This is a genomic window from Terribacillus halophilus (genome assembly GCF_900101385.1).
GTDB classification, from domain to species: domain Bacteria; phylum Bacillota; class Bacilli; order Bacillales; family Amphibacillaceae; genus Terribacillus; species Terribacillus halophilus.
Window position 1 is genome coordinate 624,124 of the sequence record NZ_FMZB01000001.1, and the last position, 23,345, is coordinate 647,468.

General features: G+C 45.1%; 30 protein-coding genes. 15 read left to right on the top strand and 15 right to left on the bottom strand.

Annotation, left to right across the window (positions count from 1 at the left end):
- The first annotated feature begins 5 nt into the window (after window positions 1–5).
- The 3 genes from thrC to BLQ53_RS03005 all read left to right on the top strand — a co-directional run bounded on the left by thrC (window position 6) and on the right by BLQ53_RS03005 (window position 2,608).
- A complete protein-coding gene (thrC, locus tag BLQ53_RS02995; RefSeq protein WP_093725773.1) occupies window positions 6–1,061 on the top strand; it encodes a threonine synthase in 1,056 nt (351 codons plus the stop codon).
- Window positions 1,061–1,963, top strand: a complete 903-nt coding sequence (thrB, locus tag BLQ53_RS03000; RefSeq protein WP_093725774.1) for a homoserine kinase — start codon at window positions 1,061–1,063, stop codon at window positions 1,961–1,963. Before thrC ends, thrB begins: the two co-directional genes overlap by 1 nt.
- 246 nt (window positions 1,964–2,209) lie before the next feature.
- Complete coding sequence (locus tag BLQ53_RS03005; protein ID WP_093725775.1) at window positions 2,210–2,608, top strand: GyrI-like domain-containing protein; 399 nt, start codon at window positions 2,210–2,212, stop codon at window positions 2,606–2,608.
- 68 nt (window positions 2,609–2,676) lie between these two features.
- On the opposite strand, the gene BLQ53_RS03010 is transcribed toward BLQ53_RS03005, so the two are convergent.
- Window positions 2,677–2,901 carry a NifU family protein gene (locus BLQ53_RS03010; RefSeq protein ID WP_038564952.1) on the bottom strand — a complete coding sequence of 75 codons (225 nt, stop codon included), beginning with the start codon at window positions 2,899–2,901 and terminating at the stop codon, window positions 2,677–2,679.
- Window positions 2,902–3,057: 156 nt separating this feature from the next.
- Between BLQ53_RS03010 and BLQ53_RS03015 the strand changes: the two genes are divergently transcribed.
- From BLQ53_RS03015 to BLQ53_RS03030, 4 genes are all read left to right on the top strand, one after another.
- Window positions 3,058–3,363, top strand: a complete 306-nt coding sequence (locus BLQ53_RS03015) for a YuzD family protein (protein ID WP_093725776.1) — start codon at window positions 3,058–3,060, stop codon at window positions 3,361–3,363.
- 72 nt (window positions 3,364–3,435) lie between these two features.
- Window positions 3,436–3,672, top strand: coding sequence for a YuzB family protein (locus BLQ53_RS03020; protein WP_093725777.1), 237 nt, complete (start codon window positions 3,436–3,438; stop codon window positions 3,670–3,672).
- A 61-nt stretch (window positions 3,673–3,733) separates the two neighbouring features.
- Window positions 3,734–4,597: a diaminopimelate epimerase gene (gene dapF / locus BLQ53_RS03025; protein ID WP_093725778.1), complete on the top strand. Its 864-nt coding sequence runs from the start codon at window positions 3,734–3,736 to the stop codon at window positions 4,595–4,597.
- A 56-nt stretch (window positions 4,598–4,653) separates the two neighbouring features.
- Complete coding sequence (locus tag BLQ53_RS03030) at window positions 4,654–5,013, top strand: HesB/IscA family protein (protein WP_093725779.1); 360 nt, start codon at window positions 4,654–4,656, stop codon at window positions 5,011–5,013.
- A gap of 178 nt (window positions 5,014–5,191) precedes the next feature.
- Here BLQ53_RS03030 and BLQ53_RS03035 read toward each other — a convergent pair whose 3' ends face one another.
- From BLQ53_RS03035 to BLQ53_RS03045, 3 genes are all read right to left on the bottom strand, one after another.
- A complete protein-coding gene (locus BLQ53_RS03035) occupies window positions 5,192–5,830 on the bottom strand; it encodes an HAD family hydrolase (RefSeq protein WP_093725780.1) in 639 nt (212 codons plus the stop codon).
- A gap of 12 nt (window positions 5,831–5,842) precedes the next feature.
- Window positions 5,843–6,535, bottom strand: coding sequence for a Crp/Fnr family transcriptional regulator (locus BLQ53_RS03040; protein ID WP_093725781.1), 693 nt, complete (start codon window positions 6,533–6,535; stop codon window positions 5,843–5,845).
- Between the two features lie 147 nt (window positions 6,536–6,682).
- The gene (locus BLQ53_RS03045; protein WP_093725782.1) at window positions 6,683–7,288 is read right to left on the bottom strand and encodes an esterase/lipase family protein; all 606 of its coding nucleotides are present in this window, start codon (window positions 7,286–7,288) and stop codon (window positions 6,683–6,685) included.
- A gap of 271 nt (window positions 7,289–7,559) precedes the next feature.
- Here BLQ53_RS03045 and BLQ53_RS03050 point away from each other — a divergent pair, with 271 nt between their 5' ends.
- A complete protein-coding gene (locus tag BLQ53_RS03050) occupies window positions 7,560–8,027 on the top strand; it encodes a GNAT family N-acetyltransferase (protein ID WP_093725783.1) in 468 nt (155 codons plus the stop codon).
- Between the two features lie 175 nt (window positions 8,028–8,202).
- Window positions 8,203–9,678 (top strand): sugar porter family MFS transporter, encoded by a 1,476-nt coding sequence (locus tag BLQ53_RS03055; protein WP_093725784.1) that lies wholly within the window; start codon window positions 8,203–8,205, stop codon window positions 9,676–9,678.
- A gap of 51 nt (window positions 9,679–9,729) precedes the next feature.
- Here the strand turns inward: BLQ53_RS03055 and BLQ53_RS03060 are convergent, their stop codons facing one another.
- From BLQ53_RS03060 to BLQ53_RS03070, 3 genes are all read right to left on the bottom strand, one after another.
- Window positions 9,730–10,185 (bottom strand): ASCH domain-containing protein, encoded by a 456-nt coding sequence (locus tag BLQ53_RS03060; protein WP_093725785.1) that lies wholly within the window; start codon window positions 10,183–10,185, stop codon window positions 9,730–9,732.
- Window positions 10,186–10,311: 126 nt separating this feature from the next.
- Window positions 10,312–11,109: an MBL fold metallo-hydrolase gene (locus tag BLQ53_RS03065; RefSeq protein ID WP_093725786.1), complete on the bottom strand. Its 798-nt coding sequence runs from the start codon at window positions 11,107–11,109 to the stop codon at window positions 10,312–10,314.
- A gap of 104 nt (window positions 11,110–11,213) precedes the next feature.
- Complete coding sequence (locus tag BLQ53_RS03070; RefSeq protein ID WP_093725787.1) at window positions 11,214–12,197, bottom strand: NAD(P)/FAD-dependent oxidoreductase; 984 nt, start codon at window positions 12,195–12,197, stop codon at window positions 11,214–11,216.
- A gap of 301 nt (window positions 12,198–12,498) precedes the next feature.
- Between BLQ53_RS03070 and BLQ53_RS03075 the strand changes: the two genes are divergently transcribed.
- Complete coding sequence (locus BLQ53_RS03075; RefSeq protein WP_093725788.1) at window positions 12,499–13,716, top strand: NAD(P)/FAD-dependent oxidoreductase; 1,218 nt, start codon at window positions 12,499–12,501, stop codon at window positions 13,714–13,716.
- Between the two features lie 49 nt (window positions 13,717–13,765).
- Window positions 13,766–14,005 carry a hypothetical protein gene (locus BLQ53_RS03080; protein WP_139180831.1) on the top strand — a complete coding sequence of 80 codons (240 nt, stop codon included), beginning with the start codon at window positions 13,766–13,768 and terminating at the stop codon, window positions 14,003–14,005.
- Here the strand turns inward: BLQ53_RS03080 and BLQ53_RS03085 are convergent.
- The 3 genes from BLQ53_RS03085 to deoD all read right to left on the bottom strand — a co-directional run bounded on the left by BLQ53_RS03085 (window position 13,961) and on the right by deoD (window position 15,919).
- The gene (locus tag BLQ53_RS03085) at window positions 13,961–14,434 is read right to left on the bottom strand and encodes a divergent PAP2 family protein (protein ID WP_093725790.1); all 474 of its coding nucleotides are present in this window, start codon (window positions 14,432–14,434) and stop codon (window positions 13,961–13,963) included. The two genes, BLQ53_RS03080 and BLQ53_RS03085, sit on opposite strands and share 45 nt — an antisense overlap.
- Window positions 14,435–14,509: 75 nt before the next feature.
- Entirely contained in the window at window positions 14,510–15,100 is a 591-nt protein-coding gene (locus BLQ53_RS03090; protein ID WP_093725791.1) for a biotin transporter BioY, read from the bottom strand.
- 108 nt (window positions 15,101–15,208) lie between these two features.
- Window positions 15,209–15,919, bottom strand: a complete 711-nt coding sequence (gene deoD / locus BLQ53_RS03095) for a purine-nucleoside phosphorylase (protein ID WP_093725792.1) — start codon at window positions 15,917–15,919, stop codon at window positions 15,209–15,211.
- A gap of 194 nt (window positions 15,920–16,113) precedes the next feature.
- On the opposite strand from deoD, the gene BLQ53_RS03100 reads away from it, so the two are divergent.
- Entirely contained in the window at window positions 16,114–16,374 is a 261-nt protein-coding gene (locus BLQ53_RS03100; RefSeq protein WP_093725793.1) for a phosphocarrier protein HPr, read from the top strand.
- A gap of 224 nt (window positions 16,375–16,598) precedes the next feature.
- Here BLQ53_RS03100 and kapB read toward each other — a convergent pair whose 3' ends face one another.
- From kapB to BLQ53_RS03115, 3 genes are all read right to left on the bottom strand, one after another.
- Window positions 16,599–16,982 carry a kinase-associated lipoprotein KapB gene (gene kapB, locus BLQ53_RS03105; protein ID WP_093725794.1) on the bottom strand — a complete coding sequence of 128 codons (384 nt, stop codon included), beginning with the start codon at window positions 16,980–16,982 and terminating at the stop codon, window positions 16,599–16,601.
- Window positions 16,979–18,157: a MalY/PatB family protein gene (locus BLQ53_RS03110; protein ID WP_093725869.1), complete on the bottom strand. Its 1,179-nt coding sequence runs from the start codon at window positions 18,155–18,157 to the stop codon at window positions 16,979–16,981. Before BLQ53_RS03110 ends, kapB begins: the two co-directional genes overlap by 4 nt.
- A 70-nt stretch (window positions 18,158–18,227) precedes the next feature.
- Entirely contained in the window at window positions 18,228–19,040 is an 813-nt protein-coding gene (locus BLQ53_RS03115; protein WP_093725795.1) for an alpha/beta fold hydrolase, read from the bottom strand.
- Window positions 19,041–19,307: 267 nt separating this feature from the next.
- Between BLQ53_RS03115 and yugI the strand changes: the two genes are divergently transcribed.
- Window positions 19,308–19,673, top strand: coding sequence for a S1 domain-containing post-transcriptional regulator GSP13 (yugI, locus tag BLQ53_RS03120; RefSeq protein WP_093725796.1), 366 nt, complete (start codon window positions 19,308–19,310; stop codon window positions 19,671–19,673).
- A 45-nt stretch (window positions 19,674–19,718) separates the two neighbouring features.
- Here the strand turns inward: yugI and BLQ53_RS03125 are convergent, their stop codons facing one another.
- Window positions 19,719–19,952 carry a DUF378 domain-containing protein gene (locus BLQ53_RS03125; protein ID WP_093725797.1) on the bottom strand — a complete coding sequence of 78 codons (234 nt, stop codon included), beginning with the start codon at window positions 19,950–19,952 and terminating at the stop codon, window positions 19,719–19,721.
- A gap of 145 nt (window positions 19,953–20,097) precedes the next feature.
- Between BLQ53_RS03125 and BLQ53_RS03130 the strand changes: the two genes are divergently transcribed.
- Window positions 20,098–21,444, top strand: coding sequence for a glucose-6-phosphate isomerase (locus BLQ53_RS03130; protein WP_093725798.1), 1,347 nt, complete (start codon window positions 20,098–20,100; stop codon window positions 21,442–21,444).
- Window positions 21,445–21,485: 41 nt separating this feature from the next.
- Here the strand turns inward: BLQ53_RS03130 and BLQ53_RS03135 are convergent, their stop codons facing one another.
- Window positions 21,486–22,487, bottom strand: a complete 1,002-nt coding sequence (locus BLQ53_RS03135; protein ID WP_093725799.1) for a potassium channel family protein — start codon at window positions 22,485–22,487, stop codon at window positions 21,486–21,488.
- Between the two features lie 58 nt (window positions 22,488–22,545).
- On the opposite strand from BLQ53_RS03135, the gene BLQ53_RS03140 reads away from it, so the two are divergent.
- Window positions 22,546–23,343 (top strand): phosphotransferase family protein, encoded by a 798-nt coding sequence (locus tag BLQ53_RS03140; protein WP_170829559.1) that lies wholly within the window; start codon window positions 22,546–22,548, stop codon window positions 23,341–23,343.
- The last annotated feature ends 2 nt before the right edge of the window (window positions 23,344–23,345 follow it).

The window sequence follows — 23,345 nt, forward strand, 5'->3', positions numbered from 1 at the left end:
GCAAGATGGTATGGAATGGACTATTGGAAGCTTATAGAGAGCATTTGCCGATTTCGGAGGAAACACCAGCTGTAAGTCTTGGGGAGGGCAATACCCCCCTGGTGAAACTGGAGCAAATATCAGCAGCATATGGCATCGATGCCTATGCTAAAATCGAAGGAGCGAACCCGACGGGGAGCTTCAAGGACCGCGGCATGGTGATGGCGATTGCCAAGGCAAAAGAAGCGGGTGCCAAAGCAGTCATCTGTGCGTCGACAGGAAATACATCGGCCTCTGCGGCTGCGTATGCTGCACGCGCCGGTATGCGTTGCTTCGTCGTCATTCCGGAAGGGAAAATCGCCCAAGGCAAGCTTGCCCAGGCAGTCATGTACGGAGCGGAAATCTTTTCGATCGAGGGTAACTTCGATGATGCATTGCGGGTGGTACGGAACTTGAGCGAGACGGAGCCAGTCGCGCTTGTCAATTCCGTCAACCCTTATCGTCTCGAAGGACAGAAAACGGCAGCCTTTGAGCTGTGCGAACAATTGGGACAAGCGCCTGATTATCTGTTCATTCCAGTCGGCAATGCAGGCAACATCAGTGCTTACTGGAAGGGCTTCAAAGAATATGAGCAGGAAAAAGGATTCAATCTGCCGGTTTTGAAAGGCTACCAAGCAAGTGGAGCTGCACCGATCGTACATGACCGCGTGTTCGAAAATCCGGAAACCGTTGGAACGGCCATCCGCATCGGGAATCCGGCAAGCTGGCAAAAGGCGACCACTGCCAGAGATGAATCCGGCGGGACGATCGACGAGGTGACTGATGCGCAAATCATCGCAGCTTATCAGAAAATTGCTCGTGAGGAAGGCTTATTTGCTGAACCGGGATCGTGTGCGTCATTCGCAGGACTTCTGAAGGCATTGGAACAAGGTGAGGTGGCAAAAGGTTCGAAAGTGGTCTGTGTGCTGACTGGGAATGGATTGAAGGATCCAAATACAGCAATCGAATACAGCACGATCAAGCCGGTTGTCCTCCCGAATGAGGAGACAGTGATTGCGGATGCCATCAAGGAGCGGATGTAATGAAACGCTGGCAAATAAGCGTCCCGGCTAGCACCGCCAATATCGGACCAGGCTTTGATTCTGTTGGAATTGCCTTGGATCTGTATTTGGAACTGGAAGTGCAGCGCGGGTGCGAATGGGAATTCATCCCGATGTCAGATGCAGTGCAAGGCCTTCCGTCTGGCAAGGAAAATATGATCTATCAAACGGCCAAGTTTGTCGCCAAACGATATGGATTTGAAGATCTGCCAGCTTGTACAGTCCGCATGATTAGCGAAATCCCGCTGGCAAGGGGACTCGGCAGCAGTGCGACTGCCCTTGTGGCCGGAATCGAGCTGGCGGATTGCCTCTTATCGCTTCAGCTGAGCGATGAAGAAAAGCTGGAGATTGCTGTCAGTTTGGAAGGACATCCGGACAATGCAGCGCCATCGATTTTGGGCGGCTGTGTGATTGGATATTATGATGACAAAGTCCATCATGTCCAAACACCTATAAACAATGTACGCTTTCTGGCTGTGATTCCGCCATTCGAGCTCGCTACAGCGGATGCCAGGGCGGTCCTGCCTGAACAGCTGCCGTATAAAGAGGCGGTAAAAGCTAGCGGCATTGCCAATGTAGCTGTGGCTGCCTTGCTGCAGCAAGATTGGAAGCTGCTTGGGGAGATGATGAAAAAGGATCTTTTCCATCAGCCTTACAGACAGTCGATGATTCCTCATTACGGCGAAATAGCAGCGTCTTTGCAGGATAGAGCGTATGGCGTCTATTTGAGCGGAGCCGGTCCGACGATGATTGCTGTCATTGAGGAAGCACAAGCTGCTGCCATCCATGCGGACTATCAAAATAAATATCCAGGCTTTCAGTGGCTGCTGCTTGCTTGTGCTGCAAAAGGAAGCTGTACAGAAGAGCTTGCGGTTGAAGCTTAATCCGAACCACAGAAATCATATATTTCTGTGGTTTTTTACGTTTATCATTTTTGGTATTGCTCGTTGTTTGTTGTTCAGGTACCTGGACTTTACTTTTCTGTTGATGTAAGATAATATAAAATAGGAACATTTGTTCGCTTTATCAAACATTAGAAACCACAAAAAGCCTGTTGTTGGTTTTCATTTTCACTCTGCACATACGGAAAAAACGGTGTCACACAAAACATGGTTGGGGAGAGGATACTTATGAGATTAACAATCATTAATGAAGTGCGAACGAATAATTCTAAAGATGAATTCTCAAAGCAAACGATTGCGAAATTGTGGAAGGCTGCTTCAACGCGCCTAACTAATCAAGAGGCTATTGTCTATGGTGTATACCATGAATATGAAAATGATTATAAGGGTGACTATACTTTAAGTATTGCGACAGAAGATGATACAGGCGAGTCTTCAATAGAATTACCTGATAACACAAAATATGAAATCTTTCCTGTAGACACAACAAAAGAACAAGGTATCATAAACACTTGGAAATGTATATGGAAGCGTGAGGATGCGGGTACATTGCAAAGAGCGTACGCATATGATTTCGAGAAATATCATCCGAATGGGGAAGTTGAGATTTACATAGCGATTAGATAATTCTGTATAGACAAAATCAGAAAAAACCCACAGAGAAGGAGCACTTCTCTGTGGGTCTGTTGTTTCTATTAAAATACTTGCTCGATCTCACGCACTCCAGGAACCTCAGCCATCAAGGCACGTTCGATTCCGGCTTTCAATGTGATCGTAGAGCTTGGGCAGTTACCGCATGCTCCCATAAGACGCAGACGGACGATACCTTCATCAACATCGACAAGCTCGACGTCACCGCCATCACGAAGCAAGAATGGACGTAATTTATTCAGAACTTCTTGTACTTGGTTTTCCATCATCCATTATCCCCCTTACGATTATATATTCATTATAAATCCTTTCCGTCAAAAAATCCACGATAGCTAACTGAGAAATTTTATCAATTAAAAATGTATTCCAACATCTTACTGGTTACGGTAAACTGAAGGTAACAGCATACGAAAGGGTGGAACAGGATGACAACCAGGATTACCGTGTACGGTGCAGATATCATTTGTGCAAGCTGTGTCAACGCACCGAGCTCAAAGGATACATATGAATGGCTGCAGGCAGCCTTGGCCAGGAAATTCGAAAACAAGCAGTTTCAATTTGATTATATCGATATCCATGAACCGCCTAGCGACGAGAAGCATAAACAATTTGCGGCCAAAGTAATCGAAGAGGATTTGTTCTATCCAGTTGTACTGGTGGATGATGATATTGCCGGGGAAGGGATCATCTCGCTCAAAGCGGTTGCGAAAGCAGTCGAAAAGTCAGCCTAGTTGTGCTCACATCCCGCATTATGGTAGGATTATCACTTGATAGTGTTACATCCTAGAATAGGAGTGAGCGGGATGAATCCGATCATCGAATTTTGTGTAAACAATTTGGCCTCCGGCTCGCAGGAAGCTTTCGAAAAGCTCGACAGCGACCCAGGTCTTGATGTGATAGAGTACGGCTGTACCAGCTTTTGCGGCATTTGCGCACAGCACATGTTCGCGCTCGTTAATGGCGAGCCGGTGACTGCTGAAACAGCCGATGAACTTGTCGAGAATGTTTACAAGTTCATTGAAGAAAATCCATTATTTTAATTGGCCATGCGTCTGCATTCCGCAGGCCATGGCTTTTTTTCATAGTAGAGGAGAAGAGACAATGGACATACCTTTTGTAAAATTGCACGGCTTGAAAAATAGCTATATTTTCGTAGATCTATTCCAATTCCAACTGGAGGAGGAAAGCTTGGCACCGCTTGCGATAGCTGTAGCAGACAGGAATACCGGCATCGGCTCTGATGGCTTGATTCTCATCCATCCTAGTGATACATGTGATGTCGGCATGCGCATTTTCAATCTTGACGGCTCTGAAGCCATGAATTGCGGCAACGGTCTGCGCTGTGTTGCAAAATACGCTTATGAGAATAACATAGTGGAAAGCGATACATTCACGATCCAGACAAAAGCGGGACAGGTAGAAGCACAAGTCCATGGAACCAGAGCACATGTACAGGAAGTGACGGTGGATATGGGCGCACCGGTTTTACAGCGGGAATTGATTCCGATGCAAGGTGCACCAGCCCAGCAAGTAGTAGCAGAAGATTTCCAGGCAGGGGAAGAACAGCTTTTGGTAACAGCGGTTAGCATGGGCAATCCGCACGCGGTCTTCTTCGTCGATAACATCGATGATGCGCCGCTTTATACACAAGGTCCCGTTATTACGAATGACCCTCGATTCCCGGATGGAGTCAATGTTGAATTCATCGAGATGCTCTCAAATAGGGAGATGCATTTCCGCGTCTGGGAACGCGGTTCAGGTGTGACGCAGGCATGCGGAACTGGTGCTTGTGCGGCAGTCGTTGCAGCCATCCTGAATGGAAAAGCACCTTATGGGGAAGAAGTGACCGTCCATCTAAGCGGCGGCGATCTGTTCATTCGCTGGGAAAAGGATGGATCTGTCTGGATGCGCGGTGCAGCCGAAAAGACAGTATCTGGAACATTCCATTGGGAGCGCGGTGCTTGAGCATCTTTATATAGGAGCGTATACTAAAGATAAGATTAGAATGGGAGGTAACCTGAATGGTGTTGAATATTACGGACAGTGCCAGCCTTCAGATCAAGGACATGTTGAAGGAAGAAGACGAAGAAAATGTCTTTCTCCGCTTTGGCGTCAAAGGCGGCGGTTGCAGCGGTCTTTCCTACAGCCTTGGTTTTGAATACGAGAAAAATGAAGAATTGGACACATATGAATTGGTTAACGATATCCCGGTCATCATCCGTTCCATGGATATCCCGGTCATCGACGGAACCACCATCGATTTCAAACAAAACATGATGGGCGGCGGGTTCACCATTGATAACCCGAACGCCATCGTTTCTTGTGGCTGTGGTTCATCATTTAAGGCGAAAGACCGCGAAGGTACGCCGGAGAATTGCTGAATTATTAATTCAGCAAAAGTCCGTGCCTGCCTCGGAAAGAGTCGGGTACGCTAGCTAGAAAAAAACCGAACTATGACGTGAATCCTTCCATCGAGATTCGCGCAAGTTCGGTTTTTTTGTAGTTTCTACTGGTACAGGGCGGAATGGGGATTACGGATATGGTTCGTTTAAGCGCTCTTTATATTGTTAAAAGTTCCCTCGTTTCCATCACTAAGTAAGTCGGTTTTACCTGCTGAAGACTGGTTACGGAATGGCTGCCCCAGGCGACTGCGCATGTACGGCAGCCGGCAGCATGTCCCATTTCAATATCAAATATGGCATCACCAATCATGATGCATGCGTGAGGCTGCAGGCCATATCGTTTCAAAATTGTATGAATTCCATCGGGATGGGGCTTGTAATATGTCACTTGATCCGAACCAATCCAATCTGTAAAATACTTATCCAGCTGTAATGATTGTAAATTACGATAAAGCACATCTGTCTTTTTACTTGAAACGACAAATAGCTGAATCCCTCTTTGGGATAGACCTTCTAGTACGTTATGCATGTTTTCAAATGATCTTAAGGTGACTTGTTCCATTTTTTTATAAGTGGAGCGAAATAAGGTGAGTAGCTGCTCGAAATCTTCCTCGCATAAAGGCTCAGTCGACATTTCTTTAAATGATTGTTCAATCGGTATCCCCATGTAGTGTAAAACCTGATTGGAGTCGGGGGGAGTGAGCCCTGAAAGTTTAAAGGCTTCTTGTGTAGCTAAAATACTGCACGTTGCTGAATCTGCTAATGTACCATCAAAATCAAATGTGAATGCTTTCATTTGTTACTCCCCTTATTGAATTTCGTATAAATTATCATTTGCTTTGTCTTTTAACTGTGATGGACTTTTAAGGAGCAGACCACCTCGGATGCGTTCGATTATGCCTTCTTTTTGAAAAGAATGGAGTATGCGATTTTGATGCCGGACTGTTGTATTGATAAAACCTGCTATTTCTTTCAGGTCTTTGCTTGCAATTTTTTTCTGTACACAATTTCCATTCTCATCATGCGTTATGGAGTATAAATAACTTGCAAAACGAACATCGGTTGGATGAAGTAAATGAAAAGAAAGCGTGGTAGACTTTGTTAGGAATTTTCGGCTTACTATATCAAGCAGTGTACTGTCTAAATCGCTCGTAGCCCGCAGCCGATTTGCTTCAATCACAGAAATCCGCCCAACGACTATTGGAGTGACTGCTTCCACCGTATTTAATAGATGTCCATTCTGAATTAGCTCCACATCTCCAAACACCTCTAAAGGACGATTAAACGCAACGATTAATTGTCTGCCTTCAGGAGAAGTGGTATAAATCTTCACCTTCCCTTTAACGAGGAAATAAATATACTCCAAGGGATTTCCCTGTTGGCAGATAAGCTCGCCTGATGTGAATTCCAACCATCTAATTTTGCAGTTTGATAGCTTATACTTCATCTGGATCTGTTCTAAATAAGTAGTATTCACCGCTTGATCAGATAGGAACTTCATCGAAAAGACCTCCTTCTTCTCAGTTTATCGAAAGACTCAAATCTCTTAAAGGACATATGTCCGGAAACATCCAAGAAAGTGAAAAAAGCCAGCAGGGAATGAGAATTCCCTGCTGGCTTGAATGATACCAGTGACGTTAATAAAAGATTAATTTTGAAGCGCTTCTTTGATATGGTTGTTTACTTGATAGCTGTTCAGAAGACCGATATGAGAAACCCCATAGATCCTGATATTATTTGCACCAGATAAAATAGACAAGTAGGAACTGACAATAGAGTCACTCGTCGAGTAGATGGAAGTAGTGTCTATGCCATCAGGAGCTACGCTTGTGGTAAGTCGATTTGCTCCTCCTAATGTCACCAGCTTATCCACTTTATCATTGCCGCCTTTGTTCAAGATGTAATAAAGGCTGTTTGCTCCGCCCATGCTATGCGCGACGATGTTTACTTTGTCACTGCCTGTTTCCGCGAGTACATCATCAACGAATTCTCGAATGGCAGCTGAATTCAATTCTTGATGCCCTTGTTTACTAGGTAGGTCAATGGCAAACAGCTCTTCTTCCGACCAGCCTTGTCTCTCCAGATATCTTTCAATAAAATAGAAATTCGAATCCGACCCAGTTAAGCCGTGAACAAAGACGACTGGTGTGTTGTTGACAGCAGCGTAGGATTTTGCTGGCTGCAAGGAGATAGTCAATGAAAGTACCATTGCGAGACTGACGAACAAAACAGTTATAAACTTACTTCTATTCATTTTATGTTTCCTCCTGAATCTTAATTTATGTAATCCTATCTTAAATTGTAAAATATAAAATGGAAAACCGGTATTGGGAAAATGATGGTGATGAACCTCCTTTTAAATTTCTACTTGAAAGCTAATATCAGCTTTGCAATCATTTTTTTCCGCCCTTACATGAGACTCTATTTCCCAAATAGAGTGTGTCAGGGGGTATTCACATATAGATAGTGACAATATATGCCAGGATAATATTTGAAAAATCTAGCACAAAAGCAGGAGGGATAGGATGATCACATTCGCTGAACCGAAGGATGCGTATGAAATCCATCGTGTCATGCTCGCCGCATTTGAGGAATACAGATACACCGCCGCTCCATCCAGTGCTTTGGATGAAACGGCAGCTTCTATTAAATCTGTATTAGAGGATGAAAAAGAAAGAGCCCTTCTATATTGGCATGCCAATAAAGTGATAGGTGCTCTTCGATTCAAAGAACAAGATGATGCTTTATACTTTTTCCGTTTGTCTGTCCGTCCAGAAGAAAGGGGACGAAAAATAGCGAGACAATTACTTTCGGCTTTAGCCGACCATGCTGTCAGTCGTGGATTTAATATGCTGTGCTGTCAAGTGAGGCTTTCCGTCCGGCGAAATATGGCATTATATGAGCAGGATGGGTTTTCCATCAGTGATAGGAAGATTGTCATAAAACCTGATGGCGCTGAAATAGAAACGGTCTTTATGACCAAAAAGCTGTAACAAGTAAAAACGTTCTGTAATACTACTGTTACGCGGAAAATGAAATTGACATACAACAAATATGATTATCTTAATAAATTACGGGTATATAACTCCTACCAACCCCTACATACAACCAAGGGTAAAAGCACTGTTTGTACTGCAGACAACATGCGAAAAATGGAGGAGAGAGAAGATGGACAAACAAGCGAATGGCAGAGGGAATGTCCCTCAAATCGAGGATGATGGCCGAAGTTCGAAGCGGAGGTTGAGACTGATTGCATTCATCTCTACCTTCGGAGGATTATTATTCGGTTATGACACAGGTGTCATCAATGGAGCACTGCCTTTCATGGGGCAGGAAGACCAACTGAATCTGACACCCTTGACGGAAGGAATGGTGGCGAGTTCCTTGCTTCTTGGTGCAGCGTTTGGTGCTGTATCCGGCGGGAAGCTTGCCGATAAAGTCGGGCGCCGGCGTGTCATTTTATACTTAGCTGTCTTATTCTTTATCGCAACCTTGGGCTGTTCTTTCGCACCGAACACGGAGACGATGATTGCCTTTCGCGTATTGCTCGGGCTAGCTGTCGGTGGTGCATCGGTTACAGTTCCGGCTTATCTTGCGGAAGTGTCACCTTCTGAATCGCGCGGGAAAATGGTGACGATCAATGATTTAATGATCGTTACCGGTCAGCTGCTTGCTTATTCTTCCAACGCATTGCTTGGAAACCTATTTGGAGATACTGCACATATTTGGCGTTATATGCTTGTCATCGCAACATTGCCTGCGATTGTATTATGGTTCGGAATGCTTGTCATGCCGGAGAGTCCAAGATGGCTGGCGCAGCAAGGCATGCTGAAGACCGCTTTCCAAATCTTGTTAAAGATCCGCCGTAAAAATCGGGCTAAACAAGAAATTGAACAAATCAAAAAAACAGTGGAAAAAGAAAAGAATCTTGATAAAGCTTCCTTTAAGGATTTGGCCATTCCTTGGATCAGGAGAATCGTCCTTATCGGATTGGGTATCGGTGTCATCCAGCAGATAACCGGTGTCAACTCCATCATGTATTATGGTACGCAGATTTTAAGTGATGCAGGGTTCGGCCGGGATGCAGCATTGATCGGTAATATTGCTAATGGTATCATTTCCGTCGCTGCCGCAATCTTCGGTATCTGGCTATTAGGCAGAGTACGGCGCCGGCCCATGCTGATAACCGGTTTTATCGGAACGACAAGTGCATTGCTTTTGATAACTATCGTGACTACTTTCTTTGAAGGCACTGCAGCGCTCCCATATTTGGTGTTGGGACTCACAGTAACTTTCCTGGCTTTTCAGCAAGGGGCAGTCTCACCTGTCACGTGGCTGATGCTGTCTGAGATCTTCCCTTCACGCATTCGCGGAATGGGGATGGGGATTGCGGTATTCTTTCACTGGATGACGAACTTCACGGTGAGTTTGACATTCCCGGTCCTGCTCAGCGCAATCGGACTGTCCAGCACTTTCCTGATCTTTGTCATACTGGGTATTGCTGCGATTATCTTCATCCATAAAACGTTGCCGGAAACGAAGAATCGCACATTGGAGGAATTGGAGCAGGACTTCCGTCAAAAGACAATCCGCAAAACAGTACCAAAAATAAAGAAAAAAACAGAAGTGGGCGAAAGGGTTTGAAGCAGTTCAATGCTAATGAAAAGGCGCTCGGAAACTTTTCCGAGCGTCTTTTCATCGTTTTTTTATGTCTACTAATTCAAAACGCTCACACACTAGCTTCATGTCTTCTGAATATTCGAGCCCTAACTTTTCCAGCTCTGCCGTAAAGAATTCTACGTGAACATCTTTCCAGTATCGGTACGTTCTGTCTCCTTCACCTTCAGCAATGGCAAACTCCTCTGGAACCTCATTCATCGGCATTATTTTTACATCAGAGGTTCTGATGATTGCCAGAGGCTCATCTTTGCTGTTTAAGACAATACTGTAATCATCAATGGAAGGTAAAGGCTCGTTTTCGAGTTCATAAAAAATCAGTCCAGAACAAGTGGCTGTTTTTATACCATCCATTACTAATTGAGCCAAGTAATCGGGATCAGCTCCGAATTGCCATGCACTGACTTTGTTTGGTTTTTGTTTATCTTGGGCCTTCCAGAATTCATCCCAATATGACTCTGATAACTGATTCATATTTTTCGCTCCTCATACAAAAATAAACAGTTCCAACATATTATATCATTCGAAATCCAGTAAGACGCAAAACAAAAAGAAAGCCCAATTCGCAAGTGAATTGGACTAATCAAATGTGCAGGAATTTTATTCGTTTTTTTTAGCTAACTTTTTGAGACCTTCTTCCAATTCTTCAAAGAAAGCAGGCATACCGTGACCGGTCCCGGCTGCTTGGGGATGCAGGTCTTTCAATTTCTGGATCGAGCGGAAGGCTTCTTGCTCGTCCATGGTGAAGTAGCGGGGAGGACCATTGAATTCTTTTTGCTGTGTCAGAACTTTATGCAGGGATTCCTGCTGGACAGTCGTAAATGCGTCGCCGGCAATCAAGACTTTGTCATCCGGGTGGAATAAGCTGATATGCCCCGGTGTATGTCCAGGAGTGTGGATCCATTGCCACCCCGGCAGATGCGGTACTTGATGATCAAGCGGGATGAGGCGCACATGCTGGCTCAAATCGATGCCTGCATTTGGGAATGTTTTGGACATTTTCGTGATCAGACCACCGCCTGCATTTGTATTGCCTTCCGGATAGTCCAGCTGTCCGGTCAGATAAGGCAATTCCAATTCATGCGCATAAACAGGAACATCCCATTCTTTCACCAGCTCTACTATACTGCCGACATGATCGAAGTGACCATGTGTAAGGATGATACAGGCTGGTTTTGCGCCTTTTCCAAACAGCTCGGCAGCTGCCTGCTTGATATTGCTCGCGGTATCGGGTACACCGGCATCGACAAGCACCCATTCTTTTGTATCAGGGTTTTCAATGAAGAATACGTTGACGATTCTGTCCAAATATCCATGGACGGTCGGGGAGACGGTCGTTTCTTTTCCGCTCTTGATTGAAGCAAGCGGAATCAAGCGATGTTCGAATTCGTTTTCCATACAGCTCCTCCTTTATCGCTACTAGTGTGTGATAGAAGGGCTTCCTTATACAAAAAGCATATAAAAAGCACCGGTTTCCTTAAAGGTAACCGGTGCGCTTGTGTTTAAAACATGCTTGTGGAATGCTTTGGCTGTACACGTGCATCTGGATCGATATACGTTTTGGCATTGTTGATAGCTGTCGGGCCTTCACCGAATCCAGAGGCGATCAAGTTGACTTTACCTGGATATGTGCAAATATCACCTGCAGCATAGATACCAGGGATATTCGTTTCTTGTTTTGTATTGACAACGATGCTGTTTTTCTCTATTTCCAAATCCCACTGCTTGATCGGTCCAAGGGAGGAGATGAAGCCATAGTTTACAAGCACTTCGTCTACATCAATCGTTTCTTTTTCTTCGCTCTTCACCTTTTGCAGGACGACTTGCTCGATGCGGTCCGTACCCAGCATTTCGACTGGAGTATAAGGAGTCATGATTCTTACATTGGACTTCATAAGTCGTTCCACACTGTGTTCATGGGCACGGAATTCATCCCGGCGATGGACGAGGATGACTTCCTTGGCGATCGGTTCGAGCATCAGCGCCCAGTCGACCGCGGAATCGCCGCCGCCAGCCAGCAATACACGCTTGCCAGCGTATTTTTGCATATTATCCACGTAATAGTTCAAGTTGATGCCCTCGAACTCATCACATCGTTCAACCGTCAAGCGGCGGGGCTGGAAGGCGCCGTTGCCTGCCGTGATGATGATGGTCTTGGAGAAATGCACGTCTTTGTCCGTCTCAATGCGGAATGTATTATCTTCCAAACGCTCGACTTTATCGACTGACTCACCGAGTGCAATCGTCGGATCGAAGCGTTTCAGCTGTTCCATAAGGTTGTCCACCAATTCCTGTGCACGGATCTGTGGGAAGCCTGCTATATCATAGATGTATTTTTCTGGGTATAGGGCAGAAAGCTGTCCGCCGACTTGGGGAAGGCTTTCAATGATTTTGACACTTTGCTGACGCATCCCACCATAGAATGCGGTGAAAAGTCCGACTGGACCTGCACCGATGATGGTCACATCATATACTTGATCTGACATACCGGTTCCTCCTAGTATTTTTAAACGTAACAACTGGTATTTTATCATAGTTACAGAAATATGAGTAAGAAGAAGGATTTTTATCTCGAAAGTACCAGGCTCTAGGACAGGAATAGCTTCCCCTTTATTGGTTGATTAAAGGAAAGAAAACGTTTACCATAATATTGATGAAGGTTTTGTGACAGTTTTATGTTTTCATCTGCTTTATAAAGTGAATAGTATCACAAACAAAAAAATTAATGTTTTGTTAGGTTGTTGCAAGCTTTGGAAAACCAAACTATGTTAATGGATGTGATCGAAGATGAGCAAACCGAAAATTGTGATTGCAGGTGCAGGATACGGCGGCCTGATCACGACAGTGAAACTTCAAAAACTGATTGGAGCGGACGAGGCGAGCATCACACTCGTCAACAAACATGATTACCACTACCAGACGACGTGGCTCCATGAAAATGCGGCTGGCACGAGGCATCATGACCAGACACGCATCGCAATCAAGGATGTCATCGATGCGAAAAAAGTCAATTTCGTCCAGGATACAGTGACGAAAATCAAACCGGATGAAAAGAAGCTGGTGATGGAGAATGGCGAACTCTCTTATGACTATCTTGTCGTCGGACTGGGCTTTGAGCCAGCGAACTTTGGCATTGAGGGACTTCTTGACCATGCGTACATTATCCGCAGCATCAACTCTTCCCGCTTGATCCGGGAACATATCGAGCATAATTTCGCTGTCTATAATAATGAAAAAGAAAAGAAAGAAGAGCGGTTGAATATCGTCATCGGCGGAGGAGGATTCACTGGCATAGAGTTTGCCGGAGAGCTTGCAGAACGTGTGCCGAAGCTGTGCAAGGAATATGACATCGACCGTGATAAAGTGAGAGTCATCGTTGTTGAGGCTGGGGCATCTGTCATGATGGGATTCGATCCGCAGCTTGTCGAGTATGCCTTGAATTCGTTGGAATCACGCGGCATCGAATTCCAGACGAATGCCTTCCTCAAGGAAGTGACGGCCGACAGCATCGTTTATGAAAAAGCAGGCGAAAGGCACACGGTGAAAACCAATACAACTGTATGGGCTGCCGGGGTCAAAGGCAATTCCATCCTGGAAGAGTCCGGGTTCGATGTAAACCGCGGCAAGGTGATGGTGACAGAAGATCTGCGCGATCCGAATCATGACGATATCTTTATCGTTGGTGACTGTGCTGCCATCATGAATGAAGAAACCGGCAAACCATTCCCTCCGACAGCCCAGATTGCCACGCAAATGGGATTTAACTGTGCTCAGAATCTAAAAGCACTCATCCGCAAGGAAAGCAATACGCAGAAATTTGTTCCGGAGATCAAAGGTACACTCGCTTCCTTGGGTGGCGGTGATGCCATGGGCGTCGTAATGGGCAAGAAGCTGTTCGGGAAACCAGCTAATGTAATGAAGAAAGCATCCGATAATCGCTATCTCTATCAGCTGGGCGGTGTCGGATTGGTCTTGAAAAAAGGGAAATTCAATATCTTCGGCTAACGAAAAAAGCAGCCAAGCGGCTGCTTTTTTCGTATAGGGCGTGATTCATTTGTCGATGCTGTTACCAGAGGTGAAAGATATGATCCGACGCTGGTGCAAAAGAGCTTTGCTTTGTACCCTCTGGTTTGCAGCTATGTATGTGACATGGAGCCAGCTGACCAATTTGACAGTGGAAGACGTCATCGAATACGAACAAAGACAGCTTCCGGTACATGATTCAGAAGTCAAGCAGCTGCAGTTGCAATCAAAACAGCAAATAGATGACAAGGGAGATGGCGATGCCGGTTAATGCTCCGAAAAAGACTTCTATCGGCTGGTGGCCGAGCATTTCCCTGATCTCGCGATTTTTTTCGAATTCCTGCTTACTGCCCCAGTTTCTTGCTTCCTCGACAAAGCGCTGAAAATCCTTCAAAAGTAAATTCAGCAAGATTGCTTGTTCACCTGCTTGCCTTCTGACACCGGATGCATCAAACATGATGATGATGCTAAAGACGAAGGAGGCAGCAAAAACTGGAGAGCCCAGTCCGCTTTCAAAACCAATGGAAGTCGTGAGAGCAGCTACCGCAGCCGAATGGCTGCTCGGCATTCCTCCTGTACTGAATGCTAAATCAGGCTGAATGCGTTTATCTGCAATGGCACGGATGGGCACTTTGATTACCTGTGCGAATATAATCGCAATCAACGCACTCCATAAAGGCATATTCTGGAACAATGACATGTGCTGCGACATCCTTTCGGGGAAAAGCTATAATATGTGGTGTAATCATTATAACTAAAATTCCCCGAGAAAATGTCATTTAAACGAAGTATTATATGTTACTTTACCTTTTCCAAACGCATGAGCCACTCTCGGATAAAACAGTGCTGCAAGTATTGCGAAGCAGAAATCTTTTAGAAAGAATGGGACCATACTGACCCATGCGGCTAAATAACTTATATCCACGCCCATCCAAAGTTGCATGCTAGTGTACATATAGGTGACCCCGATAAGATAATTCACTAGCACGCCAGCGATCACCGCTCCGAAAATACGAAATCGAAAGTGGGTTTTTTCCATGATGAATCCAGCGATGAATGCAATGAATATGAAAGATAGCAAGAAACCGCCAGTAGGTCCGGCAAAGGCAGCAAAACCGCCTGAGAGATCCGCGAAGATCGGCAGACCAGTCAAACCAAGCAGTATGTAACAAATCATGCTGTAAGATCCCCACTTGTACCCTAACAGCAAACCAGCAAGCAATGCGAAAAACGGCTGCATCGATAACGGTACTGTTTGTCCTCCGATTGGAACGGCGAGAAAAGGCAGCCAGACGGAAATATTCGCACCGACGGTCATCAAGCCGACAAACATCGCGCTTGCAGTCAATTTACCAGTACGGTTCATAATTTATCAACTCCTTGAAGAAATAGTAAACAAGCTCTTGTTTATTGTCAACCTATTTTTTTATCAGGTTTACAATTTGAGCATAGAAAAAGGCATAGAAGCCTTCCTCTATACCTGGATTGCTGCATCCAATGCAATTTCCATCATGTCGCCGAATGTAGTCTGACGCTCTTTGGCAGTTGTTTCTTCACCTGTCAGGATGTGATCACTGACTGTAAGGACGGATAGTGCCTGACAATCATGTTTCGCTGCAAGTGTATACAGGGCAGTTGTTTCCATTTCAACAGCCAAGACGTTATAATCCGCTAATTTTCCATAGAATTCCAAAGTGTTGTCGCGATAGAAGCGATCACTTGTAAAGACGTTTCCAACTCGGATATTCAAGCCCTTAGCCTGTCCCGCCTGATATGCTTTCAATAGCAAATCGAAATCAGCTGTCGGAGCGAAATCGACCGTACCGAATTCCTGGCGGTTCATTTGGGAATCGGAGCTGGATGTGGAGGCGAGGATGACATCCCGCACGTTGACATCTTTTTGGATAGCGCCACATGTGCCGACACGGATGAGTTTCTTCACACCGTAGCTCTGAATCAATTCATTCACATAAATACTGATGGAAGGAACACCCATTCCTGTACCTTGAACAGAGATTCTTTCTCCTTTGTATGTACCAGTATAGCCGTACATTCCTCTTACTTCGTTATAGAGCAACGCATCTTCCAAAAATGTTTCAGCGATGTATTTTGCGCGCAGCGGATCTCCAGGAAGCAGGATCTTGTCCGCAATCTGGCCAGCTTTTGCATTGATATGTACACTCATGACAGCACTCCTTTTTGCTAGATGTGTCAAAATTACCACAAAAACAGGATAAACTCAAACTTCCGCCGCGTGGCGGTTTTTAAACTTAAAAAAGTGGCATATCCATTTAAAACCGCTTTCTTATCTCCTATAATGAAATATGTTATAACATTCACATTTAATTTCAATGTACATAAGCTCTGGAGGGAATCAACATGCAAGAAAAGACTTTCACAATCACAAGCGAAACGGGTATCCATGCACGCCCCGCAACGTTACTCGTCAATAAAGCCGGTCAGTTCAATTCTGAAATTGAACTGACATTCAAGGAGAAAAAGGTCAATCTGAAATCGATCATGGGTGTCATGTCACTAGGTGTCCCGCAAGGCGCGCAAGTGGTCATAACTGCAGACGGTAACGATGAGGAAGCTGCATTGGAAGGTATCCAGGAAGTATTGGAAAACCACTTGAGCTGATTAAAAGTGCTGGAGATTTTCTCCGGCTTTTTTACTTTTCTAAAGGTATAAAGGAAACGGATATCTTGTTATTCTATGGAAACAGCTACCATAGATATTTTTAAAAATTGTAATTCTTACTCTGGTTATGCGTTTCCGAATGAAATACTTATTTCATTTGCTTAAAAAACGTAATCTCAGGGGAATTGATGAAAGGCAGGAGCAATGCTTCCTGCCTTTTTCTTTCAACCAAAATAATCTTTTTCCAGCGAATCCATATTGGAGAGTGCAAGATCACGGTAGGCGGAGGCAGGCTGCCCATTTAAATCTTCCCTGAGCTGCTGCAATGCTGTCCGTAATGAAGCGGGATAGTCTGGAATATCATCCGTGAATGCAGACACGGCAGACTTCGGTATATTCGCTTTTTCATGATGGGCGAGTGCCCGTCGTTCATGGAAGAAGACACCTTCTGTTTCCTTTGGATTGTGCAGATCGCCTTGCTGCGGATGTTTAAGGACAGCCAGTACTTCTACTAAATAGAATTTGCCGCGTTCTTCCTTGATTCTACCGATATAGGCACCAGTCTTGTATCGAGCTTTTACCATACTGCCGATTTCCAATGGGTTCATATCGCTGCCTCGAATTCTTTCAGGCTGTTTGTCAGGCGCTTGAGCGCATCGCGCATCGTTTCGGGCGGACAAGCGATATTCATCCGGACAAAACCAGTACCGGCTTCGCCGAATTGGACGCCGTCATTGAAGCCAAGCTTCGCTTTTTTAGCAAAGAAATCCATCAATTCTTTTTGTTCCAGCTTCATATTGCGGCAATCAAGCCACATTAAATATGTGCCTTCAAGCGGTGCAAGCTTAATCCATGTATTATCCGCCAATGCTTCTTCAGCCAGCTTTTTATTGACTGCCAATATATCCAGCAGACCTTTCAGCCATTTTTCGCCGTCCATGTATGCAGCTTCCATCGCAGCAACTGCCATTGTATTGAGCATATGGAATCCTTGCTTGGAGAATGTTTCTTGCAGCTGCTTGCGCTTATCTTCCTGTTCGACGATTGCATAGGATGCTTGCAGTCCTGCTAAGTTGAATGTTTTCGATGGTGATAAGAAGGTGATCGTCCGTTTACTCATGTCCTCGGACAGGCAAGCAATCGGGATGTGCTGATGTCCTTCATGAATCAAATCAGCATGGATTTCATCCGACAGCAGCAGAACATCATAGGATTGACAAAGATTCGCTAGCTGTCCGAGCTCTTCTTTTGTCCAGACACGACCAACTGGATTATGCGGATTGCATAGGATCATCGCTTTTGCTCCTGCTCGGAAACAGCTTTCCAACTGTTTGAAATCCATTCTGTATGTACCATTCTCGGCGATCAAAGGATTTTCGACAAGTTTGCGGTCATGTGCTTTGACGACGTTATAAAAAGGTGTATAAACAGGTGTTTGGATGACGACTTGATCGCCAGGTTCTGTGAATGTCTGAATCGCCATATGCAGACTAGTCACAACTCCCGGGCTATACAGGAGCCAGCTGGGTTTCACGCGCCAGCCATGGCGTTTTTCTACCCAATCGGTTACGACTTTGGAAACAGTGGCATCAGTGATCGTATAGCCATAGATGCCATGTTCTGCCCTATTCTTCAAGGCATCGATTACGGCTTGCGGAGATTGGAAATCCATATCCGCAACCCACATCGGCAAAACATCTTCTGCTCCATATAGTGCCTTCAAATTGTCCCATTTTACGGAGCGGGTATTCCGGCGGTCTTGAACTATTTCGAAATTATGCATAATTCCCATTCCTTCCATCATTTCTTTCTCTCATTATATAAATAAATGCTTCGAAAAGCGAAATGATTGTTCAGCCCATAAAGGAGACCAGTGTCTCGGGTGTCTCTTCCGGCAGGAGATGGCCGGCATCCGGAAGGGCATGAAGCGTGGCGTTGGGAAGCTCTGCAAGCAGACGATAGCCGATGGAAGGTGGAAGCAATGGATCTAAATCGCCCCAAAAAATGACTGTCTCTGCTTGGATCTGTTGCAGGCTATCATTTGGCAAGTCACCGCCTCGTGTCCGGATGAAAGCTGCCAGATTAGGATAAAATTCCTTTTCCATGAATGGGATGCTGTACGCTACTACCATGCGCAGTGTGACTTTCTCGGGATTGGCGACGAGATGGTGCAGGAATTTGACAACACTGCTTGCTTCGAATACGAGCCGCATGATAGCAGGGAAGAAATTGGCGGAGGCGATCAGGCTGCTGAATCCGTCAGTTGGCAGCATATAGCTTGATGGGGCGAACAGAAACAGTTTATTTATGCGGTGGGGATACGCATATGCAAATCGCATCGCAATTTGGCCGCCCATGGAATGACCGCCGATATCCAGTCTTTTGATATGCAAATGATCCAAAAGAGAGATGACAAGACGGGTGTAGTAGTCATATGAAAACACGGTCTTTGCACTTTTGCCACTATTGCCGAAAGGGGGGAAATCCATTGTCAGCACATGATATCGCTTGCGCAGATCGGGAATCATGCGATGGAAACAGTATCCCGATGCTAGGAAACCATGAAGCAAAAGGATTGTATCCGAAGTATGATCGTTGATAGATGGGTAAAAACGGTAATGAATAGCTGATTCATCATGATGGAAGATATCGTTTGAGTAAGACATCCTGCGTTGCCCCTTTGCCTGCAATTGTCATTAGTTTCAGTTGCTTTCGCCTTTAATATGCAAAAAAAAGAGCAAAGCGATACGCATCGCTTTGCCTACAGGGGGAATACGAGAAAGTCTTACAGTAATATGTATTGCCAAAATAATTACGATACAAACCTCTTCTGGGGAAAAAATCATCATTTTATAAATTTTTGCCGAATCCAACTTACTATGATAGAATTATATATTGCGAATAAAAGTAGAAAAAATCGGGAGTTGTTTAGTATGGCAGAGAAGTTTGAAACAGGACAAGTATTGACAGGAAAAGTAACAGGAATCCAGCCTTACGGCGCGTTTGTCGCTTTGGATGAACAAGTACAAGGTTTGGTTCACATTTCCGAAGTGACTCATGGATTCGTGAAAGATATCAGTGAACACCTATCCGTGGGTGATGAAGTGAGAGTTAAAATCCTTGATATCAACGAAGAAAACGGCAAGTACTCTCTTTCTATCCGTGCGACGGAAGAGGCTCCTGCCAAAACGCAAAACAGCCCAAAACAAGCTGTTTCCGAGGAAGCTCCAGCAGGCTTCAACACATTGAAAGATAAACTGCAAGACTGGATCAAACAAACAGAAGGCAACCGTAAATAATGGAAAGACCCCCTATCGAAGGGGGTCTTTTATTGATTTATCCGCTTATGCTTTGGTTGTTGTCGCTTCTTCCACTTCTTTGCGCTCCAGGAAAAGTGCAGAAATCGACACTAAACCAGCCAAGCCGACAAGACTGTAGATGATCCGTGGGAAAGCAGCCGCCTGACTACCGTTACCAAAGATACCTGCAACCAAGTCGTAGTTGAATAAACCGACTAGTCCCCAGTTGATCGCACCGATAATGACAAGAACAAGAGCGATACGCTGTATTGTATTCAACTGCATAACCTCCATTTCATAAAGCGAGATGATAAATCTTTCTTAGCATGCCTTTGTTGACTGATTATATTCCTACAACAAATCTTGATTTACTTGTCCAGTTTCGGTAAAGTTGCAGTAGTAAGCAGTTTCAAGGAGGATGAATATGACACACATCGGATTCGATTATAAGAAAGCGATGCCATATATCGGGGAGCAGGAGCTGGATTACCTTGCACCGCTCGTACAGGCTGCGCATGAACAATTACATAATAAAACAGGTGCCGGCAATGATTTCCTTGGCTGGCTTGAGTTGCCGACAGATTATGATAAGGATGAATTTGCGCGCATCAAAAAAGCTGCTGAAAAGATTCAATCCGACTCGGATGTCCTGCTCGTTGTCGGAATCGGCGGTTCCTATCTTGGTGCTCGTGCGGCAATCGAAGCACTGACGCACAGCTTTTTCAACGTACTTTCCAAAGAAGACCGTAAAGCACCTCAGGTATTCTTTGTCGGCAATAGCATCAGCGCCCCTTATTTGAATCAGCTGATGGATGTGATCAAAGATAAGGACGTCAGTGTGAATGTCATTTCCAAGAGTGGTACGACGACTGAACCGGCCATTGCCTTCCGCATATTCAAAAAATATCTGGAAGAAAAGTACGGGGTCGAAGAAGCACGTAAACGGATTTACGCGACAACGGATAAAGCCAGAGGAGCACTGAAAACACTTGCTTCCAAAGAAGGCTACGAATCATTCGTCATTCCTGATGATGTGGGCGGGCGTTTCTCAGTCTTGACAGCAGTGGGATTACTGCCGATTGCAGCAGCTGGCGTCGATATCGACAGCATTATGGCTGGTGCACAAAAGGCACAGGAAGAACTGGCTGTATCCGGCCTTAAAGAAAACCCGGCTTATCAATACGCAGCAGTTCGGAATGTTTTGTATAATAAAGGTAAAAATATCGAGCTTCTCGTGAACTATGAGCCATCCCTGCAGTATTTCAGTGAATGGTGGAAGCAGTTGTTCGGAGAGAGTGAAGGGAAGGACCTGAAAGGATTGTTCCCGGCATCCGCTAACTTCTCGACAGATCTGCATTCCCTTGGTCAATATGTCCAGGAAGGCCGCCGCGACCTGTTCGAAACAGTCGTGCATGTCAAACAGCCTGTATCCGATGTGACGATCGAAGCCGAGGAAGAGGATCTTGATGGCTTGAACTATCTTGCGGGAGAGACAGTCGATCAAGTGAATCACAAAGCGTTCCAGGGAACATTGCTTGCGCATACGGACGGGAATGTCCCGAACTTGGTTGTGGAAGTTCCAGCGCTTGATCCATTCAGCTTCGGCTATCTGGTATACTTCTTCGAAAAAGCTTGTGCGATCAGCGGATACTTGCTTGGTGTGAATCCGTTTGATCAGCCGGGCGTGGAAGCATATAAGAAAAACATGTTCGCGCTTCTTGGCAAACCTGGCTACGAGGAAGAAAAAGCAGCCTTGGAAAAAAGACTTTAAACAGATAATCCCTTCAGTCCATAGCGGGCAGAAGGGATTTTTTATTCGATATGCTGCAAGATGATAATACTATCTTCTATATGCATCGGCTCTTGGAAGTCCGGACTCATATCCATGTTTGTACCTCGCATATAGCCGATTGTTGTCTTGTCTTTACGGGCGAAGTAACGGTTTGCTTCAAAGTAGCTTTTACCGACTAATTCACTCGGTAAAGGGATGACCCGTATCTCCTGTTCTTTCAGGAAATGCAGCAAAAGCTCCAGATGACTCTTCTTCTCTTTATGATACACCTCATGGAAAAACAACGTACTTACGAAATCATTCGTCCGGATCACGACATCCGCTCCTGCCCGACGGAGATTTTCTTTTTGATTATGAGTCAGCACTTCTGCCACAATATGAAGATTAGGATTGTTCCCGCGCAAAGCAATCGTTGTCAGGATTGTCAGATAATCAATTTGTTTTTCATTCTTTCCTGCGTTTGCCGTAATAATGGCGGTGGTTGCTTGCTGGATATTGGCTTTTTGAAGTGTCTTATCCTCTGAAGCATCTCCACGGATGAAGTGTAACGGATGTTCCCGGTAGGGGAGCTGGGTCAATGTCTGATCGATCAAGACGACGGGCTGTTCCGGATGTTTTTCGGTCAGCCGCTGCAGCAGTGTCCGCGCCCGCTCATTCCAGCCGACAATGATGATATGATTGGATCCTTTGAAATCGGTCAGCCCCTTGGAGAGGTCTTGGGTGTACTTGACGGTCCCAGCCGCGATGGTAGCCAAATAAAACGTGAACAAACCTGCACCTGAAAGGATGAGTATTATTGCAAGGATCTTACCATGTAATGTTTCCGGGATGATATCACCGTAGCCGACAGTGGATGCGGTCACGAAAGCCCACCAAATTCCGTCAAAAAAAGTGGGGAATTGCTTCGGTTCTATATAGTGCATACTGATTCCGAAAACCAGCATGACAAAAAGTACGGTTGAGAAGAGACGAATGAAAATAGGCAGTCGAAAATAGAAGCGTCGTAAAAACTGAGTGACCAACCTATCCCTCCTCTTTTTTTGTTAGTATATGTATATTCACATGCTTTAAACGGAGGTGGTGAATCTGACTGAGTTAAGATGGTTGGAAACATACATCAACGAACCAATTAAAGAATGGGAAACCATTGATACAGGCTGGGATCACGAAGTGTATGTCGTGAATGGAAACTGGGTGCTGCGGATACCGAAGGAAGAAAGGCATGTCAATTGCGCTGAACAGAAGCTTTTATCGGAATTGCAGCTCAAAGCCGATATCAGGCTGCCAACATATCGTATTTGCAAAGCTCCGGATGGTAAAGAGGTAATGCTTTACCGATATATTTCCGGTCATCCGATACATAGGGACATACCTGCAGATGCACGGAAAGAAGCTGCGGTTCAACTGGGATCTTTTCTCACAGAACTTCATCATGTCGATACTTCCCGGTATGAATTGCCGAAGCGGGATAAGGTTTATTATGAACTGCTGTTTGAAAAAATAAGGCGTTATTATCCGAGCATGCCAGCATCCATCATCCATCACACGGAGAAGTTATTTACAGTTCTACAGACTGAACCTATGGCTGTCGTGCATGGGGACTTGAGAACGGCGCATATTTTATGGGAAAAGGCAATCGGCAAAATCGGTATCATCGATTTCAGTGATGTCCATATCGGCGACCCGGCTATTGATTTTGCGGGGATTTCCCAAGTGGGTGATGGCTTTATGGAGCAAGTGCTTTGTCATTATGATGGTGATAAACATGGCATTTCTCAGCGTGCAGGCGAACTAAGCAAGTTAGGTTTGTTTTATGACCTGCTTCATAATGGGCCCAGCAGCGCATTATTGGAAGAAATGGAGAGCAAGTTGAAGTAGTA